Genomic DNA, 17,583 nt, shown 5'->3' with positions numbered 1-17,583 from the left:
AACAAACAAAAAGGCCCTAATCAGGGCCTTTTATATAAAAAACGGTCTATATAAAAACAACGCTACAAGGCGCCTTTAAATACATTCAACTCAAAATCAACTCGCTCACCTGAGCCTGTTTCAATAAATTGAGGTGTAATAACATATTCGCCATCTGGGTAAGCGGCATCAATTGTAAAGCCACGAACAATCATCTCTGTTTCATTCGGCTCAATTGTTTTAGTTACACGTGAATACACTGGAATATCAAAACCATTAGAAGCAACTGCGTTTACCCAAAACTCAACTTCAACAGGCTGAGAAGTGGTATTTTCAATATCCATCGAGATCAACGCGTAACCACCGCCAGGACCAAAATGATCAGCACTTAACAATTTTGACTGTATTGACAATCCACTTGTCTTCTTACCTCCATCAGAGTCGATACCTTTAGTAAACTGTGCAGACTGCTGGAATTTTTGACCGGTGTCAGTATTCACCCCTTCAACACTCACAACGTACACACCATCGCTCATGTAGTCACGCATCCAAATACCACGTTTGAAGTTTAAACTCGCTCCCTCTTCTACTTTGTCAGCATCAACCTCAAAATCAGAACTATTGGTGCTTACTACTGCTTTCGCAGGAAATGATAACCCTTGCGGCCCATCCACAGAAACCCAGTATTTAATATTCGCATCAGTCTCGCCAACATTTTTCATACCGACTTCAGCAACGAGGTAATCGCCTTCAGACGGGACTTCTTCTTTATTCAAGTTTAAAGATATATCTAACGCAAAGAACTGAGCTACATCTACATTATCCGCTGCATTTGCAGTAAAAGATGATGTGGAAAGTATAACCGTAGCAAGAAAAGACTTATAAGACAGATCCATTTGTAACTCCTAGTTTCATCCAAATAATATTTATGATAAACGCACTAATGGACTAACTTACTAGTAAAATTTAATGACAATAACATGCCAATGACTGAACCAGACATTTAGAACGACTTCTAGCGCACTTAGCAATTAATACTACATTAATTAAAATCTAATCCTTAAATCAAATGAGGGTAAATTTAAGACAATCTCGATTATAAGATAAATTCTCGAACATAAAATTAGTTACAATATAGTCAATTAAAGCTTAAGTTATTTATACCCATCAAAAACCGTAGTTTAATTTTATATATTCAATTTCAAGGCCATTAGCAGATAAAAATTCATGGTTATATAATGTCAATACATGTTTTTATTTATCGACTCATTTTTCAAAAAAGAGAATTATTACACGCTTCTTGTGATAATGTATTTCACTGTTTATCCGAGGGAGCTGCAAACAAACACTTCCAACGCTGTTGTAATGTTAAGTTTGGACGAGTCACTTCCTTGAGCATATCTCTCCATTCTGAGAATGTAACAGTGATAGGATTAAAACTATTTACAGGCTTTGATATCCCGTAACGAACGGTTTCAACTTCTAGCTCAAACGTACCAAACAACTTATCCCAAATAATCAATATTCCCGCATAATTCTTGTCTATATATTGCTTATTGAGGCCATGATGAACACGGTGATGCGACGGAGTATTGAAGACCCATTCAAATGGACCCAATGTTCGTATCGACTGAGTATGCACAAAAAACTGCAATCCGAGGTTTAAAAGTACAACAAACACCACCCACTTGGGTTCAAAACCAATAATTACTAACGGTAACCAAAATAGCCACATTCCAGCCAGTGGGTACATTAAGCTCTGCCTGAACGCAGTACTAAAATTCATCCGTTCAGAACTATGATGAACGACATGTGCCGCCCACATCCAGCGTATGCGATGACTTGCTCGGTGAAACCAATAATAAAAGAAATCTTGCAGTATCATTAAAATTAAAAATGTTGATATCGTCATATCAATATCGAACAGCCGCCAGTTAAACCACCAAAGGTATAACTGTGAAATAAATAGCCCTGCGATAATATCCGATGCCTGATGTAATGCAGCAAGAACAAAATTACATGCAACCTCTGGCCAATCGTATTGCGCGTTTGGGGGCAATCGTCCTCGCCTTTGCCTCATAAAGTACTCTGCTAACATACAGAAGATAAACACTGGAGCTAACAACATCAGGAGTAACTCCGGTGTTTGAAAAACGCGTTCCCATTCCATAACTTCAATTACCATTTCGCATAGTGATCTTCTGTTAGACCAACCACGCGATCCAAATGATGTTTCTTGCCATGGTCATCGATGATATAGCCAGAAAAGTGACCAATGTATTGTCTAAAGTTGCTCTTTAAGAACCATAGATTCTTTTTCTCCGATCTCTGATTTAAAGGGCTAAAAGTCAACTTCACTCGTAGATCTTGAGATTTAATCTGCCAACTAGCATTGGGCGCTTGCCGGGAAAATTTAAACGCGACAGGAGGTAATAAGTGCCTTTCTCCATCCACCCAAAATACATTCTCACAGAACCCTGTCTCGTTGACTCCTGCCGCAAGGTTCAAGCCTATCTTTCGTTCATTACTTATATGATTGATACTTGCCCAACGCCAGCTTGTTTCTCGCCTCATATAACCGGCTGAAAAATCGTATCCTCCAGTCGCTAGACTGATGTTTTGCGGAACCCCATTAACGAACAACTCCCCTTTTATCCCAAGTGCATTATGTTTTTGGGTATATGTCCATCCTGAATATCCAGTCGGTGTACACAACATTAAAGGCAGACTATTTTTAGAGGGCATTAACTGAATGTCGGCCTCAAGTAATTCTGTTGAAACTTTTATACGCCAATGGCTTTCATGAACTGAAAACTGAACAGTATGATTGGCAAGTTGTGCCAAACTTGACCAACTTGATGGTTGTGTTGAGTACCCGATATTTAGCGGCCTCAACCATTGTTGCTGCATCAGCTCATTGCGTTTAATATCAAATACGTAGCAAAAACCAGAAGCCAGATAGCGAATGTCAGCAATCGCAACACCAATGACATAGTCAGGCGTAGTAACAGAAACAAATTGGAACTGCTTATAGGCGAAGTGTTTACGCCATTTTGAAACTGGCCTATCCATTTCATTAGTGTAATGAAATGCGTCTAGTTGAAGCCCTTTCGGTATCGCGTTCAAATGCCCAAACTCAGGCAGGCCATCATTTTGAATAAATGAGTTGTCAAAACAATTTGATTCTTTTACTTCCATGTTGAAGTGCTCTTTGACCAAATCTAACTAATTTTCACTTTAACATTATATTAACAATACAAGTTTGCGCTGAAGCACAACAAGTTACTTTATAGAATTAGTCACAGAAGAGTTTTGTGAACTAGATCGTTAAATTGATTCATCAATTCACAATCTTTAGAGTGATGTTTCAAATCCTTTGCGCTAGAAAACGGTGTTCTAAGTTAATCAATCAAAATTTTGGTCTCGATTTCCGTCTTAACGGAATTTGCGATAAAACAATGTTCATGAGCGAGATGATGCATTTTCTCTAACCGTTTCTTACTGGGCTGCTTGTCGTCAGAAAAACGTACTTTTGGATGGAGAATAACTTTAGAAATCCAACTTTTCTTATCTTGCCTCTCACTTAACAATCCCTCCGCTCTATCTGTGTATGACTCCACGACAAAACGTTGTTTGGCAGCAATAGAAAGAAACGTCAACATATGGCAACTAGATAACGCAGCAACGTAGGCTTCCTCTGGGTCAACATTCTCCGATACAGAAAGAGGAATTGGCACAACGGAAGGCGATGGTGACGCTGGAACTATTAATCCGCCATCAAACTCCCATGTGTGTGCACGGCTATATTGATTGTCAGTAAATAATTCGAATTCCATTCTTTGCCAACGTATAGACGCTGTGTGTTTACTCATACCCTTTCCGTTTTTTGTGTAATGCAAGAAGCCAGACAAAAAGAACCTTAAATCAGCCTGTTGCGATGAATAAAATGCAACATCATTCATCACCAATAGTTGTCGAAAGGACAAACAAAGTCAATTGGCTAACGTAGTGAAAAGCTATACTATTCCGCTCCTTTTTTAATCAAATCTCTAGAGAATAGAACAACCAGTGTTACGTCTCCCATATTTCTTGATATTGTTTTTTTTCCTATCTTTCAACGCCTTAAGTAGCGAATTTCTGACAGTCGAAGAAAAACAGTATCTCGAATCGCAAAAAACAATAAAAGTGGGCGTACTCGATGGGAACTGGCTCCCCTATTGGGGAGATATCGAATCTAAAAAGGGAATAAATATTGAATACGCAGAAACCATGCTCGACGAGATTGGTGTACAAGCGGAATACGTCCCTTTCAAAAATCTTGATGCGTTATTTTCAGCATTAGAAGTTGGCGACATTGACCTATCAGTGGGCTTTGTTGCGACTAAAAACCGAGCAAAACGCTTCCTCTATTCGAAACCCATCTTCCAGACACTACGTCTTTTTTGGCTAAGGGATGAAAACTTAGCATCAAAACCTTTGGGTGATCTAAAATGGGTCTGCGTAAGAAACTCCAGCACCTGTGAACAAATCGAGTCGTTGGGCTTTAAGCACATTCACACCGTTAATAGCACACCAATGTTGGCAGAGTCGCTCAAATCAGGAGCAACCGATGCAGCTATCGTCGGGCTTTCGTCAATTAACTCCTATGGATTTAAAACGGCAAATGGGGAGTTAAACGGTAAAGTGCTGTACGACAAAAACCTAAAACCAGGTAACGTCACTATTTTTACGCCTAAACATGCTCCAGAGTTAATGAATATCATTAACAAATACATCGAATATTCAAAAGTCTCTAAGAGTAGCCGTGAGAACATCGAAGTTAATATCAACGTACTGCACAATGAATTAATGATTAAGCTTTTGGAAGAGCATCGCGGACGTAAAAATATTCGCTACACCATCAGCGACAATTCATACCCTATGTCTTACCTCGATCCTCAAACGGGAGAGCTAAAAGGCTATGTACATGATTTAATGAAGCTTCTTGAACAAAAAAGTCTGCTTACGTTTGAATACATTGATGCGCAAGGTAAAGACGTGGACGTAATGCTTAAAGAAGGCTTTGTCGATCTCTTGCCTGCTAGAAATATTGCAGCAACAGACCATAGTCATTTCAGAGTCTCCCGTCCTCTCAGCCATTTAAAATTTGGATACATAGAATCACTGAACGATAACGCAAAAAACCGAGTTGCGATACTGGATCGATCAGGTAACTTCTATGCGCATTTTCTGGCGAATGAAAATTACAGCTCAGCTCCCGTTTACCGTGAATTTGATGCTTTAATGGATGCATTTAAACGTGGTGAAATATCGCATGCGTTTGTCAATGAAGCCTTGATCGACAATTTATTTTACCAAGGGCAAGGGAGTGAATTTAAACCAACTAGTGCTCCTCAAGATATCGACTTGAGAATCCCTCTCGGTATGGAAGTTAGAAAAGACTCCGATCTATTGCTTAAGTTAATCAACACTGTGCTTAGTATCACTACAGAAGCAGAACTTGAGCAATTAAGAGCACAACATGACAAAGTCAACGTACAGTATGGTATAGAAAAAGGTACCGTGATTATTTGGGCTCTGGGGGGGACCTGTATTCTACTCATTGCACTTATTATCTATATTCTGCGTACATCCCATCTTACGCGGACGATTAGACGTAAAGAATACGAGACTCAACTTCGCCAGAAACAAAACCGCTGGTTGACTTCTGTCCTAGATCAGATTCCAAACATGATCTTGATCTCTGACGCTGAAAATAAACAAGTGCTTGCAAACAAGCCTTTTCTCAACCTTTTATCGCGCTGTAACAAAGATACAAGCATCTCTGAAGCAGAACGGGCTCACATTCTAAGCTTGATTCGAAATGACAAACACAGTGATGTGATGGAAACATCGTCCGTTTGCCAGTTGGGCGACCAACATTTTCAAGTCAGAAAGCAAACCTTACTTAACCCAATTGAAAGCGCACAATATAATTTAACCGTTTTCGACGACATCACGGAAATAAAGACTCAACAAGAAGCACTGAATGAATCTAACCACAAAGCTATTCAAGCTATTGAGGCCAGAAACCACTTCTTAGCCGTGGTCAGTCATGAATTAAGAACACCAATTGCCGCGATTCTCGGATTGATGGAATTATTGGAACCTGAACTTGAAAGGGATCAAAACAGAGAGTTATTGCGTAACGCAATGTTGTCGGCTGAACGCTTAAAATTGCATGTGAACGACATTCTCGATTTCTCTAAAATCGAAGCAAACCAGATTCAACTCGATGTACAATCAGGCAATATATATCAAGAATTAGCACCTATTTTACGCAGTTTTGAGAAGATTGCTGAGCAACGAGGGCTTCAGTTTATCGCTAATTGGCAGCCTACGCCTTATGCATTTGTTGAGTTAGATTGGCTGCGTATCAACCAAGTGATGAACAACTTAATCAGTAATGCCGTGAAGTTTACTGAAAACGGGCAAATCACTGTCGACATTCACGTTCGCCAACATGAGTTGCAGCTAGCGGTCACAGATAGCGGCTGCGGTATGACTGAACAGCAGCTCGAATCGCTATTTTTACCTTTTGTACAAGGTGACAAAAGTGTTAGTCGCAGATTTGGTGGCACTGGCTTAGGCATGTCTATTGTCAAAAGTTTGGTAGAAATCATGTCGGGTACGATCGAAGTTCAAAGTCAGTTAGGAAAAGGATCAAGTGTTAACGTCCGTATTCCTCTTGTTAGTCAGTTACTTGAACTAACAGGCCTTGGGCCTATCTCTACACCAGACAAGCAGATACAGCGTTGGTTAAATGCATGGCAAGTGACCTCTGACGAATGTGAACTAAAAGATCATATTATTGCTTCAGAACTCCATTACTCAAACACGTATCCGGATTACATCTATCAGCAGTTAGAAATTAACGCTGCGATGCATGATTTGATCGAGGATAATATTGAGCTTAACAAAAGCAGCCTAGTAATGGTTGTTGATGATGATGCAATTAACCGCCTACTCTTTATGAGGCAATTTGAAAAAATCGGCGTGCGTTGCACTGTTTTCAATAGTGCTCAACAAGCGATGAACTGGCTAGAACAAACATACAAAAGTGATCAAGCTCTACCCGTTAGTCTTATCATTTCAGATTGTCATATGCCAGAATTGAGTGGTTACCAATTTGCTCAACAATTAAGTAAAGATGCTCGTTTCTCTACAATTCCGATTGTGGGTTGCACCGCCGAAAATTCCAAGAACGTCATCGAAAAAGCGAAGACATCCGGCATGGAGCAAATTTTATTTAAACCCTATACACTCGAAGGATTACGAGAATTATGCGAACAGTACCTGTCAGTAGAATTGCAGGCAGTTAGCGATGGGGATTGGCTCAGTGCATATACCGATGACGAAAAACGAGAAATGGCTGTCGTCGTTTGTGAATCATTGAATGCAGACATAGCGTTGATCGAATCGAATGAAGAAAGCTTGAAATCAATAGCACATCGAATCAAAGGCTCTGCTGCTGTACTAAATTTAGTGTCATTAAAAAAGAAAGCACTACAATGTGAAAAATTATTCAACACACCGCAAGAGCAACAAGCGAAAGATGCTCTACTGATAGAATTAAGAACAATCGTCGCCAATACATCTGTATGGCTACAAGTGAGTGAGAACGGTTAAATGAATATCCTGATTGTTGAAGATGATCGTTTACAAGCCGCAAATCTAAAGATTTTACTGAGTCGTCATATTAAAGGCACGATTTCCACTATACACAGTGGTTCACAAGTCGCACAGGCATGCAAAGAGAATGAGATTGATCTCATGTTTTGCGATATTAATCTACCTGGAATCAATGGCGTAGATTTACTCTCGACGCTACCAGAAGAAAACCGCCCTAAAGGAGTGGTCGTTCTAAGCGCTATGAATCAAGATGTTGTCGACATCACTTACAGTATGTGTCTATCGGCGGGCTACTATTTTGCTAGGGGATTAGCAAAACCCATCTCTAGTGAGCAACTTCAGCAAGTCTTGACCGATTTTGACAAACAAACGAAACAAACCAAAACCGGCTACATCAATGAACCTTTAAGTAAAGGCGACATAGAACGCGCATTTACTAACGGGTGGTTCGTTAACCATTATCAACCTCAATATAAAGTAAGTACCAATGAACTCATTGGCGTTGAGGCACTGGTTCGCTGTCAGCACCCTGATAGAGGTTTACTCAGCCCAGCATCATTTTTAAGCGTGCTAAACCAAGAAAATCAACAAGATAGATTGTTCTGGGTTGTTTTAGAAAATGCACTAAAAGACATGACATTACTAAAAGGTGATTTGCAGCTTTCAATCAATATGAATCAAAAATCGCTGAAAGTGCCAATGAGTGAACGCTTCTTCGAACTGTGTAAAGCGTACCAATTTGCACCAGAATATATTACGTTAGAGCTCACGGAAGACGAGGTGTATGACTCCGGCGTCACATCGTTAGCAAACCTTGCAAATCTCCGTCTAAAAGGCGTTGGTTTAGCGATCGATGATTTTGGTACTGGTTATTCATCTTTGAGCCAACTAGCCGTATTGCCTTTTACGGAGCTAAAGATCGATCAGCAATTTATTGGTAATGCCTTGTTAAACTTCAAGAGTCAACAACTTACCATTTCAAGTTTACAATTGGCCAAGTCACTCGGTCTTCGTTCTGTGGCTGAGGGTGTGGAAGATGAAGATACGTTAGCCTACTTACGTCAGATTGGCGTTGATTTGTACCAAGGCTATGTTGCTTCTAAACCTGTTCCAATCGAAGAACTCAAAGCATTACTACAATAACGCTCGCTCGTCCCTAGACGAAACATTACGGAATTTACTACAGCAAATCATGACCACAAAATCATTATCTGAATACAATGTTTTGATTGTTGATGACGCTCCAATAGTCGTTCTAACATTGCGTAACATGCTGACTAAGCTAGGCTTTTCAGACAAACGCATTTATACAGCGCGTCTCGCAAAGTTGGCCATTCCAATCGCACACAATGAACGCATCGATTTGATCATTTGTGACTACAATTTCGGTCGAGGGATGAATGGTAAGCAACTGTTCGAAGAGCTAAAGTACTTAAAACTCATCAGGCCCGATACTATCTTTATCCTCGTGACGGGAGAAAGCTCTGCGTCTATTGTGCGTGCAATTATAGAGCTAAAGCCTGATGAATATTTACTCAAGCCTTTTAACTCAATCAAGTTAAAAGAACGGATCTCGACCGCCATTCGTCGTAAAAACGCGCTTTTGGCGATCTACGAGGCAGAACTTCAAAACGATTCGCAAGCGGGATTGATGGCTTGTGACGATCTTACTCCATTCCATCCAGAGTATTTCTTTATTATCGAAAAGTTTCGCGCAGACTTTCTGACTCGTTTGCAGCTGCATAAACAAGCAAAATTGGTCTACGAAAATGTTCTGGAGCGCAAAGAAGTGAACTGGGCGAAAATCGGCCTCGCAAATACTCTCGTTTCACTCGGTGACACCGAACAGGCGCATGAACTGGTTAGAGAATTACTTGAAAATTCACCTAATAACGTCGAAGTTCGTGATTGCGCAGCGAATGTCAACATGCTCAATCGCGAAATACCGGGAGCCATTAAACACTTAGCTTTGGCAAACAAGTTGGTTGAGGGTAACTCAGAACGCGAGCTGGTCATCGTAAACTTGTGCTTAGCGGAAAACGATTACTTTTCAGCATTACAGCACTACCACGCTTACATGGAAATCAATAAGGACACTTATCGAAACAACATGTACGCAAAACTGAATCTCATTCGTATTCTGTTGTACTGCACCCGCAAGTTAGAGGGTAGACAAGATCTACTTGCCCAAGCCAAAAGCCTGTATAAAGCGATACTGAATGGCCCAACGGATCACTCGGTTAAAGACGAACTCGATCTCATTGCCGCACACATTGCAATTGAAGAAAACCAATACGTTGCCGCTTTTAAAGTATTGAGCGATTTGTATAAAAGAAAACCGTTTAATCACTTTTATGCGCAATTCCATCTTGCATGGTTGCTGCATGAAATGAATTTTGAAACTGAGTTTTCGCAAGCCGTGACATGGTGTTTCGAGGGGCTAGGAACAGATTCAAGTGACATCATTTTATCGAGCAAAATAACGTTAGGTCGAGCATTAGAAAAAGAAAATACCGAACGCCAGAAGTGGATGGAAGAGCAATACAAAAAAATCAGAGCTAGCGAGGACGATTATCAATCCTTACTTGATGCACTGATCGAACTTCGCTCAAGATGTCCTCTACTGCGTACGGTTTGTATTAATATCATTAAAGTATTAACACGGGCTTGGCCAAGCAATATGAGTGCAGTTGAAGTAGAAGTCCTGATTAAAAAATGTGATAGCATCATCAGACAGCTGGTATTAAGTGATGACTTAAAAAAGTCAGGTTACGACAAATTCCTATTTCGAGCGCAAGACCGATGTTCTCAAATGGCCATTGTAAACTCGGCTGATGTTAATACTGCCAAATCTGAGCCTGAATTGCAGACGAACTCTTAAAAAGCTTAACGCGCAGGGTCAAACATAACGCTTCAAACAGAAAGCAAGGGCTATCCGCCTCGTTGACTCTGCGTTTAGGCAACACCACCAGTCGCACTAGAACGAGCCACTTGTGGCATTGCTTGTAGATAATACCTAAGTGAAGATACGGAGCATCAGCCTAAAAGGCGATGTATCCACGTCACTTCACCAAAAGCAATCAGATCATAGATAGTAAAAAATACCGCGCTGATAATCGCCAACTTAACCAACCTGATAGCAATAAATGTCATTGTCTCATTCTCATTTCTAACAGGGCTTTCACCCCTGATTACGTTATTTGTCGTAGTTTACTGTTTTTATCAGGAACCTCAATTAAACCTATACTTACTCGTTCTAAGATCTGCTCTCAAAACATTCGAAGCCTCAAATAATAGAAACCTCCGAGCATAAAATGGAAAGCTCGCTAAAACAGTCGACTTTGAAGCAATCCACCTTGAAGCAATCCAGCAGAAGCAATAACCCTGAAACAATTAACCTCGAAGCAATTAACCTCGAAGCAATAGGCCTTGTCGAAGAGGTAAATGTTGCAATCCTGCATCTTGAAGCCACTTGGGTATATACTTTAAGTGTCCGTTCAACGAATCCCAGTGATCACACAAGGAGGACGGAATGAAGCGCGCCCTGTTTTGGTTTCTACCGCTCGTCTTATTCGCGAGCCAAGCTTTCGCCAACAGTATCTGGATTATCCCAATTAAAGGGGCGATTGGCCCTGCAACGAGCGACTATTTAGTCCGTGAGATAGAGGAAGCACAACTCAACGGCGTCAGTGTGATCATTTTAAAAATGGATACGCCGGGTGGCCTCGACAGCGCGATGCGTGACATCATACATTCAATCACGACCTCCTCCGTTCCTATTGCCACTTGGGTTGGTCCATCTGGCTCGAGAGCAGCAAGTGCCGGAACCTACATTTTGCTTGCGAGTCACATCGCGGCTATGGCCGAAGCCACTAACTTAGGTGCTGCGACACCTGTAGCGCTTGGTGGTACACCCTCCCCGCCGTCAAGCGATGACGGGGAAGATCCAACAAAACCAAATGATGACAATGGCAAAGAAGAAAATAATTACTCTGACAAAGTGCCCGCCAAAACAGCAATGGAGAAAAAAGTCATCAATGACGCAAGAGCCTACATCAAGGGGCTTGCTCGCCTTCACGGCAGAAATGCAGAATGGGCAGAAAAAGCAGTAAGTGAAGCGGCGAGTCTAGATGCCACTGAAGCACTCGAACTGAATGTCATTGATTACATCGTCAATTCACCAGAAGAGCTTATCTCTACCATACACAACAAGACGGTTAAGGTTAACAATCAAGATGTGACATTGTCACTCGAAAATCCAATTTGGATTGAGCGTACTCCGGATTGGCGCGCAGAGTTACTGGCAGTTATCACAAATCCTAATGTCGCCTACATTCTCATGCTTATCGGGATTTATGGACTATTACTTGAGTTTTATAACCCCGGAGTCGGCCTACCAGGCATTCTAGGCGGGATCTGTTTACTGTTAGCGATGTACGCCTTGCAGATGATGCCCGTTAACTACGTTGGCCTAGGGCTTTTATTGCTCGGTATTGCGCTGATGATCGCGGAAGCATTCAACCCAAGTTTTGGCATACTAGGGCTTGGAGGCGTCGTTGCATTTGTACTTGGCTCCGTATTTCTTATGGATAGTGATTTACCGGGTTTCCAAATCGCGATACCGCTTATCGTTGGTATTGCTCTATTTTCAGTCACGCTTATCATCATCACCGTTGGCTTACTGGTACGCATCCGAAAACGCAAAGCAACGACGGGTATTGAGGCCTACCCTGGCCGCCTTGCTATTGTAAGTGACGATTTTGTAGACGGAACGGGACGAGTTCAATTAGACGGTGCGTTATGGCATGCCACAACGGATGAAATCACCCACCTAAAACAAGGTGACCAAGTTACCATTCTCAACGTAAAAGGCCTAACTTTAAAGGTGAAGCCAAATGATCGCCCTAAAGGATAGGAGGCGCATATGATGCTCTATACGATTGCTGTTGTTCTGGTTTTACTCTTCGCACTCGCAACCCAAATGTTCAAAGTACTGCGTGAGTATGAGCGTGGTGTGGTGTTCTTTCTCGGTCGGTTTCAAGAAGTAAAAGGGCCCGGTTTGATCATCCTAATTCCATTTATTCAGCAAATGGTGAGAGTCGATCTACGTACTATTGTATTAGATGTACCAACTCAGGACTTGATTACTCGTGATAACGTCTCAGTTCGTGTTAACGCGGTGGTGTATTTTAGAGTGGTCAATCCAGAAATGGCGATAAATAACATCGAAAGCTATAGCGACGCCACCAGCCAATTAGCTCAAACGACCCTGCGTTCCGTATTGGGTCAACACGAACTCGATGAGCTTCTGTCCGAGCGTGAGCGACTCAATAAAGACCTACAAGCCATACTGGATCAACAAACCGATGACTGGGGCATTAAAATTGCCACCGTTGAAGTCAAACACGTCGACCTTAATGACAGTATGGTCCGAGCACTTGCCCGCCAAGCGGAAGCAGAGCGAAATCGCCGAGCGAAAGTTATCCATGCAACTGGTGAGCTCGAAGCATCTAGCAAATTAAAAGAAGCCGCTGATACGCTTAATGAAGCACCAAATGCCTTGCAACTTCGTTATATGCAAACATTAACGGAGATAACCACAGACAAAACTTCAACGATCGTTTTTCCTTTACCAATTAATCTGGTCGAAGCAGTCACTGACATTGCAAAAGCAGTCAAAGAGAAACCTGAAGATACTCCTAAGTAATCTCGAGATCCTTTAATTTCGAACGACCTTAATTTCGAGATTACTTAGAGGTCAACTTCCGTTCACATCAGTTGACCAAAATCCTCTCACTACTGGGCCGCTTATTGCTGCTCCGTTTATATTTTCTTGTGTGGACATTCTTAACTATTCTCATCAACTTTGCTGAAACAACGTATTTTCAATAAAAAGTTGAAAGTGATTTAAACGAAACACGTATTATCAATTCGATAAAAGTCGATATTATGGACTCACTTTCGAGGTACGCATGGTTGTCGATGCTAAGCGCATCCTCATTTGTCTAATAATATTAAGAGGATATGAACGTGTCTCATCAAATCATTACAGACCTAAACAACCGTTACACAGCAAAAAAATACGACGAAGAGAAACGTATCTCTCAAGAAGATATGGCAATCATCAAAGAAGCCATTCGCCTATCTGCGTCTTCTATCAACTCTCAGCCTTGGAAATTCATCGTAATTGAGAGTGACGAAGCGAAACAGCGTTTCCACGACACGTTTGCTAACATGCACCAGTTCAACCAACCGCACGCTAAAGCAGCATCTCACACTATTCTGCTAGCGTACGATCCAAAATTCACGAAAGAGAAATTCGCGAAGCGCGTTGATGCTGAAGTAACTTCTGGCCACCTACCAGCAGACATGTACGACATGTTCATGGGTGCTTACGCATTTGCTGAAGCAAACACAGATGAGAACGGCTACAACGGCGGTTGGACGAAAGCGCAAGTTTACATCGCGCTTGGTAACTTACTGCACACGCTAGCGCGTCTAGGTATCGACTCTACTCCGATGGAAGGTGTTGACCCAACACTGATCGGCGAAGAGTTTAAAGCAGAGCTAGACGGTCACGTATGTGAAGTTGCACTAGCAATCGGCTACCACAAAGACGGCGAAGACTACAACCACGGTCTACCAAAAGCACGTCTACACATGGATGACGTAATTACTACTCTTTAAAGAGTATCGTCTCCTCGCTCCTTGGTTCCTAGCCTAGAGCTTGGATATCTAAATCATTGTTCAAATTGAAAGAGCCGTACTTCTTAGTGTCTTAGTCTAAGAGTACGGCTCTTTTTTTGTTTTGCTGAGGGGGACTCAACAAACGTTAAACAACAAACGTTTTGAGATAAGAAGAAGCTACGCCACTTGCTTGGACCTAAAGTTACCAAGCAGCGCATCGTACAACTCGTTATCACTCAATACGCCCACTAACTTGTTCTCTTCTACTAGCAAGATAGGTTGATTACTGCGTTGCTTCAGTTCAATCGCTTCACGCATGCTGATATCTGGATTGGCTTGAACGACCGTGCTTTCGCCGATGTCATCGAGTGTGGTTGAATCGCTTTCCCAATTCACCAATGACTTATCGGAATCCACCAGCGTTAAGCCTTTCGGCTCTTGCTCGACCCAAATCTGCTTATCTGCACACACCAATACGCGGTCGTTCTGCTGCTTAAGCTCGTTGCTAGCCTGCATCAGTGAACGACCTTTCAATACGTTGAGCGGATTAGTGTGAGCCACAAAGTCCGCCACATAGTCGTTTTCTGGCGCAAGGATGATTTGCTCAGGCTTGCCGTGTTGAATCAGTTTGCCCGACTCCATAATGGCAATGTTGTTACCGATTTTTAGCGCTTCATCTAAGTCATGGCTCACAAACAAAATCGTCTTGTTGAGCTTTTCTTGCAGTTGAATCAATTCATCTTGAAGCTGAGCGCGAATCAGTGGATCGAGCGCAGAAAACGGTTCATCCATTAGTAGGATGTCGGTATCCATAGCAAAGGCGCGAGCCAAGCCAACACGTTGCTGCATACCACCAGAAAGCTCATGCGGGAACTTACTCTCCCACTCGCTCAGCCCAACCATTTCTAATTGTTCACGCGCTTTTTTGCGACGTTCCGCTTTGCCAATGCCCTGCATCTCAAGACCAAACGCCACGTTATCCAATACGGTCAACCACGGCATAAGCGCAAACTTTTGGAACACCATCGACACGCGATGAGTACGCAGGTTACGTAAAGTCTGTTCGTCGCAGTTGGCAAGCTCTACCATGTCGTCGCCATCTTTGATTTTGAGTGAGCCACGAGAGATCTCATTCAAACCATTAACGGCACGAAGCAAACTTGATTTACCCGAACCGGAAAGCCCCATCAGTACACAGATCTCACCTTGTTTGACGCTCATTGAGACCTTATCAACACCAACCACTTGTCCGGTTTGATCAATGATCTCTTGGCGAGACTTGCCTTGGTCGAGTAACGCCAATGCTTGCTCTTGCTGCTGACCAAACACAACGTCGAGGTTTTCAATCGTAATTGCATCCATGTTATGCCTCCTTTTGGTTTGGTGCTTTGCACAAGCGGTCGAGAATAATCGCGACCAAAACAATCGCTAAACCCGCTTCAAAGCCTTGAGAAATGTTCACGGTGTTCAATGCTCGTACGACTGGTTTACCCAAACCATCTGCACCGACTAGCGCCGCAATCACCACCATAGAAAGTGACAACATGATGCACTGGGTCACACCCGCCATAATGCTTGGTAGAGCCGCTGGGAGTTCGACTTTGAATAGCAATTTCATGCGGCTTGCACCAAACGCTTTACCCGCTTCAATCAACTCTTCTGGCACTTTGGTGATACCAAGGTAAGTCAGACGAATCGGCGCGGCGATGGCAAAGATAATGGTAGAAATCAGCCCCGGTACGATACCTAAACCAAACAGAACCAATGTTGGGATCAGGTACACAAACGTTGGTACGGTCTGCATTAAATCAAGTATCGGGCGCAATAAGGTATACAACCATGGGCGATGCGCCGCCATGATGCCCAGCGGCACGCCAATTAATACGGAAATCGTTGTCGCAGCGAAGACGAGAACAAAGGTTTCCAGCATTTCTTGCCAGTAGCCGAGGTTAAGGATAGTCAGCAGCGCCAGCACGATAAACACAACTAAAGGAATGTTGCGGTGTAGGAACCACGCAATCGCTGCGGTCATGATGATTGGTGCTGCCGGTGGCATCCATTTGAAAATATCCACCACGAATAGAATGATGGTTTCAAGAAAAATAGAGATAGCATCAAAGAAACCCGACGCGTTCATGGTTAACCAATCCACGCCCGTTTCCATCCATTCGCCCAACGGAAGTTTGTTGTCCGTAATAAAATTCACAATAAAACCTTTGTGTTAATAGGCGGGCATCGCTGCCCACCTTTTCCTAGAGAGAGGAATGATTAAGCGTTTGTTTTTAGGTAAGAAGTAATCGCTTGTTTTGCGTCTTTGCCGTCCAGCGTCTTGACGCCTTCTAGCCACGCTTCAAATTGTTGTGGGTTAGCATTCAACCACTCTTGTGCTGCTTTCGCTGGCTTCTGTTTTTGGTTAAGAATCGCTTCCATCAACTGGTTTTCCATCTCTAGGCTGAACTCTAGATTCTTAAGCAGTTGACCCACATTTTGACACTCAGATAGGTAGTCTTGGCGCACGTTGGTGTAAACATTTGCACCGCCGTAGTTAGGACCAAAGAAGTCGTCACCACCCGATAGGTATTCCATCTCCACATTGCTGTTCATTGGGTGCGGAGCCCAACCTAGGTAAACGATCCATTGGTTACGACGCACGGCACGAGACACTTGAGACACCATGCCCGCTTCGCTTGATTCCACTAGGCTGAAGTCTTTCAAGCCAAATGCATCGCTGTCGATCATATCTTGGATAAGGCGGTTACCATCGTTACCCGGTTCAATGCCGTAGATGCGGTCTTTAAATTTGTCGGCATGTTTTGCCAAGTCAGCAAAGCTTTTCACGCCTGCGTCATATACGTACTTTGGCACAGCTAGTGTGTATTTCGCGCCCTCTAGGTTTGCGCGAACGGTTTCCACTGTGCCTGCTTCACGGTATTTGGCAATATCGCCTTCCATGGTTGGCATCCAGTTACCTAGGAATACGTCAATGTCGCCATTTGCCATTGAAGAGTACGTCACAGGTACAGACAGCAGATCGGTCTTGGTTTTGTAGCCCAAGCCTTTGAGCAGTTCAGAGGTAACCGCTGTGGTTGCAGTAATGTCTGTCCAGCCTACATCGGCAAATCGAACAGTTTCACATTGGTTAGCGTAAGCACCTGTCGCTACTACACTCAGCGCGATAGATGAAAAGATTTTTGTCATCGTAGACATGTTTAAATTCCTTGTAATGATTACTGACTTTTCTTTGAG

Annotated in this window: 13 protein-coding genes; 6 read left to right on the top strand and 7 right to left on the bottom strand. The window is 42.6% G+C overall.

Annotation, left to right across the window (positions count from 1 at the left end):
• Positions 1 to 62 precede the first annotated feature (62 nt).
• From VA249_RS16635 to VA249_RS16620, 4 genes are all read right to left on the bottom strand, one after another.
• Positions 63 to 875 (bottom strand): RbmA family biofilm matrix protein, encoded by an 813-nt coding sequence (locus VA249_RS16635; protein ID WP_221071760.1) that lies wholly within the window; start codon positions 873 to 875, stop codon positions 63 to 65.
• A gap of 419 nt (positions 876 to 1,294) precedes the next feature.
• Positions 1,295 to 2,149, bottom strand: coding sequence for a sterol desaturase family protein (locus tag VA249_RS16630; RefSeq protein WP_221071758.1), 855 nt, complete (start codon positions 2,147 to 2,149; stop codon positions 1,295 to 1,297).
• 8 nt (positions 2,150 to 2,157) lie between these two features.
• A complete protein-coding gene (locus VA249_RS16625; protein ID WP_221071757.1) occupies positions 2,158 to 3,177 on the bottom strand; it encodes a DUF2804 domain-containing protein in 1,020 nt (339 codons plus the stop codon).
• A gap of 203 nt (positions 3,178 to 3,380) precedes the next feature.
• Positions 3,381 to 3,851: an OsmC family protein gene (locus VA249_RS16620; RefSeq protein WP_221071755.1), complete on the bottom strand. Its 471-nt coding sequence runs from the start codon at positions 3,849 to 3,851 to the stop codon at positions 3,381 to 3,383.
• 313 nt (positions 3,852 to 4,164) lie between these two features.
• Here VA249_RS16620 and VA249_RS16615 point away from each other — a divergent pair, with 313 nt between their 5' ends.
• The 6 genes from VA249_RS16615 (at position 4,165) to VA249_RS16590 (ending at position 14,337) form a co-directional block, all read left to right on the top strand.
• On the top strand, positions 4,165 to 7,647 hold the full coding sequence (locus tag VA249_RS16615; protein WP_225927147.1) for an ATP-binding protein: 3,483 nt from the start codon (positions 4,165 to 4,167) through the stop codon (positions 7,645 to 7,647).
• A complete protein-coding gene (locus tag VA249_RS16610; protein ID WP_221071750.1) occupies positions 7,648 to 8,793 on the top strand; it encodes an EAL domain-containing response regulator in 1,146 nt (381 codons plus the stop codon).
• Between the two features lie 49 nt (positions 8,794 to 8,842).
• The gene (locus tag VA249_RS16605; protein WP_221071748.1) at positions 8,843 to 10,531 is read left to right on the top strand and encodes a response regulator; all 1,689 of its coding nucleotides are present in this window, start codon (positions 8,843 to 8,845) and stop codon (positions 10,529 to 10,531) included.
• 651 nt (positions 10,532 to 11,182) lie between these two features.
• A complete protein-coding gene (locus tag VA249_RS16600) occupies positions 11,183 to 12,565 on the top strand; it encodes an NfeD family protein (RefSeq protein WP_221071739.1) in 1,383 nt (460 codons plus the stop codon).
• Positions 12,566 to 12,574: 9 nt separating this feature from the next.
• Positions 12,575 to 13,357 (top strand): slipin family protein, encoded by a 783-nt coding sequence (locus tag VA249_RS16595; RefSeq protein WP_221071736.1) that lies wholly within the window; start codon positions 12,575 to 12,577, stop codon positions 13,355 to 13,357.
• 323 nt (positions 13,358 to 13,680) lie between these two features.
• Complete coding sequence (locus tag VA249_RS16590) at positions 13,681 to 14,337, top strand: NAD(P)H-dependent oxidoreductase (protein WP_005452292.1); 657 nt, start codon at positions 13,681 to 13,683, stop codon at positions 14,335 to 14,337.
• A 177-nt stretch (positions 14,338 to 14,514) separates the two neighbouring features.
• Here VA249_RS16590 and choV read toward each other — a convergent pair whose 3' ends face one another.
• From choV to VA249_RS16575, 3 genes are all read right to left on the bottom strand, one after another.
• Positions 14,515 to 15,699: a choline ABC transporter ATP-binding protein gene (gene choV, locus VA249_RS16585; protein ID WP_221071735.1), complete on the bottom strand. Its 1,185-nt coding sequence runs from the start codon at positions 15,697 to 15,699 to the stop codon at positions 14,515 to 14,517.
• 1 nt (position 15,700) lies between these two features.
• Complete coding sequence (choW, locus tag VA249_RS16580; protein WP_221071733.1) at positions 15,701 to 16,543, bottom strand: choline ABC transporter permease subunit; 843 nt, start codon at positions 16,541 to 16,543, stop codon at positions 15,701 to 15,703.
• A 62-nt stretch (positions 16,544 to 16,605) separates the two neighbouring features.
• Entirely contained in the window at positions 16,606 to 17,544 is a 939-nt protein-coding gene (locus VA249_RS16575; RefSeq protein WP_038880762.1) for a choline ABC transporter substrate-binding protein, read from the bottom strand.
• Between the last annotated feature and the right edge of the window lie 39 nt (positions 17,545 to 17,583).

Source organism: Vibrio alfacsensis, from assembly GCF_019670485.1.
In the GTDB taxonomy this organism is placed as follows: domain Bacteria; phylum Pseudomonadota; class Gammaproteobacteria; order Enterobacterales; family Vibrionaceae; genus Vibrio; species Vibrio alfacsensis.
This window is presented reverse-complemented; position numbering and strand designations above follow the sequence as displayed.

What these genes read in the sequence shown, in the direction of transcription:
- VA249_RS16625 (WP_221071757.1), bottom strand. Translation starts at nt 3,177, where the DNA reads ATGGAAGTAAAAGAATCAAATTGTTTTGACAACTCATTTATTCAAAAT.
- VA249_RS16575 (WP_038880762.1), bottom strand. Translation starts at nt 17,544, where the DNA reads ATGTCTACGATGACAAAAATCTTTTCATCTATCGCGCTGAGTGTAGTA.
- VA249_RS16635 (WP_221071760.1), bottom strand. Translation starts at nt 875, where the DNA reads ATGGATCTGTCTTATAAGTCTTTTCTTGCTACGGTTATACTTTCCACA.
- VA249_RS16600 (WP_221071739.1), top strand. Translation starts at nt 11,183, where the DNA reads ATGAAGCGCGCCCTGTTTTGGTTTCTACCGCTCGTCTTATTCGCGAGC.
- VA249_RS16630 (WP_221071758.1), bottom strand. Translation starts at nt 2,149, where the DNA reads ATGGAATGGGAACGCGTTTTTCAAACACCGGAGTTACTCCTGATGTTG.
- VA249_RS16605 (WP_221071748.1), top strand. Translation starts at nt 8,843, where the DNA reads ATGACCACAAAATCATTATCTGAATACAATGTTTTGATTGTTGATGAC.
- VA249_RS16610 (WP_221071750.1), top strand. Translation starts at nt 7,648, where the DNA reads ATGAATATCCTGATTGTTGAAGATGATCGTTTACAAGCCGCAAATCTA.
- VA249_RS16595 (WP_221071736.1), top strand. Translation starts at nt 12,575, where the DNA reads ATGATGCTCTATACGATTGCTGTTGTTCTGGTTTTACTCTTCGCACTC.
- VA249_RS16620 (WP_221071755.1), bottom strand. Translation starts at nt 3,851, where the DNA reads ATGAGTAAACACACAGCGTCTATACGTTGGCAAAGAATGGAATTCGAA.
- choV (WP_221071735.1), bottom strand. Translation starts at nt 15,699, where the DNA reads ATGGATGCAATTACGATTGAAAACCTCGACGTTGTGTTTGGTCAGCAG.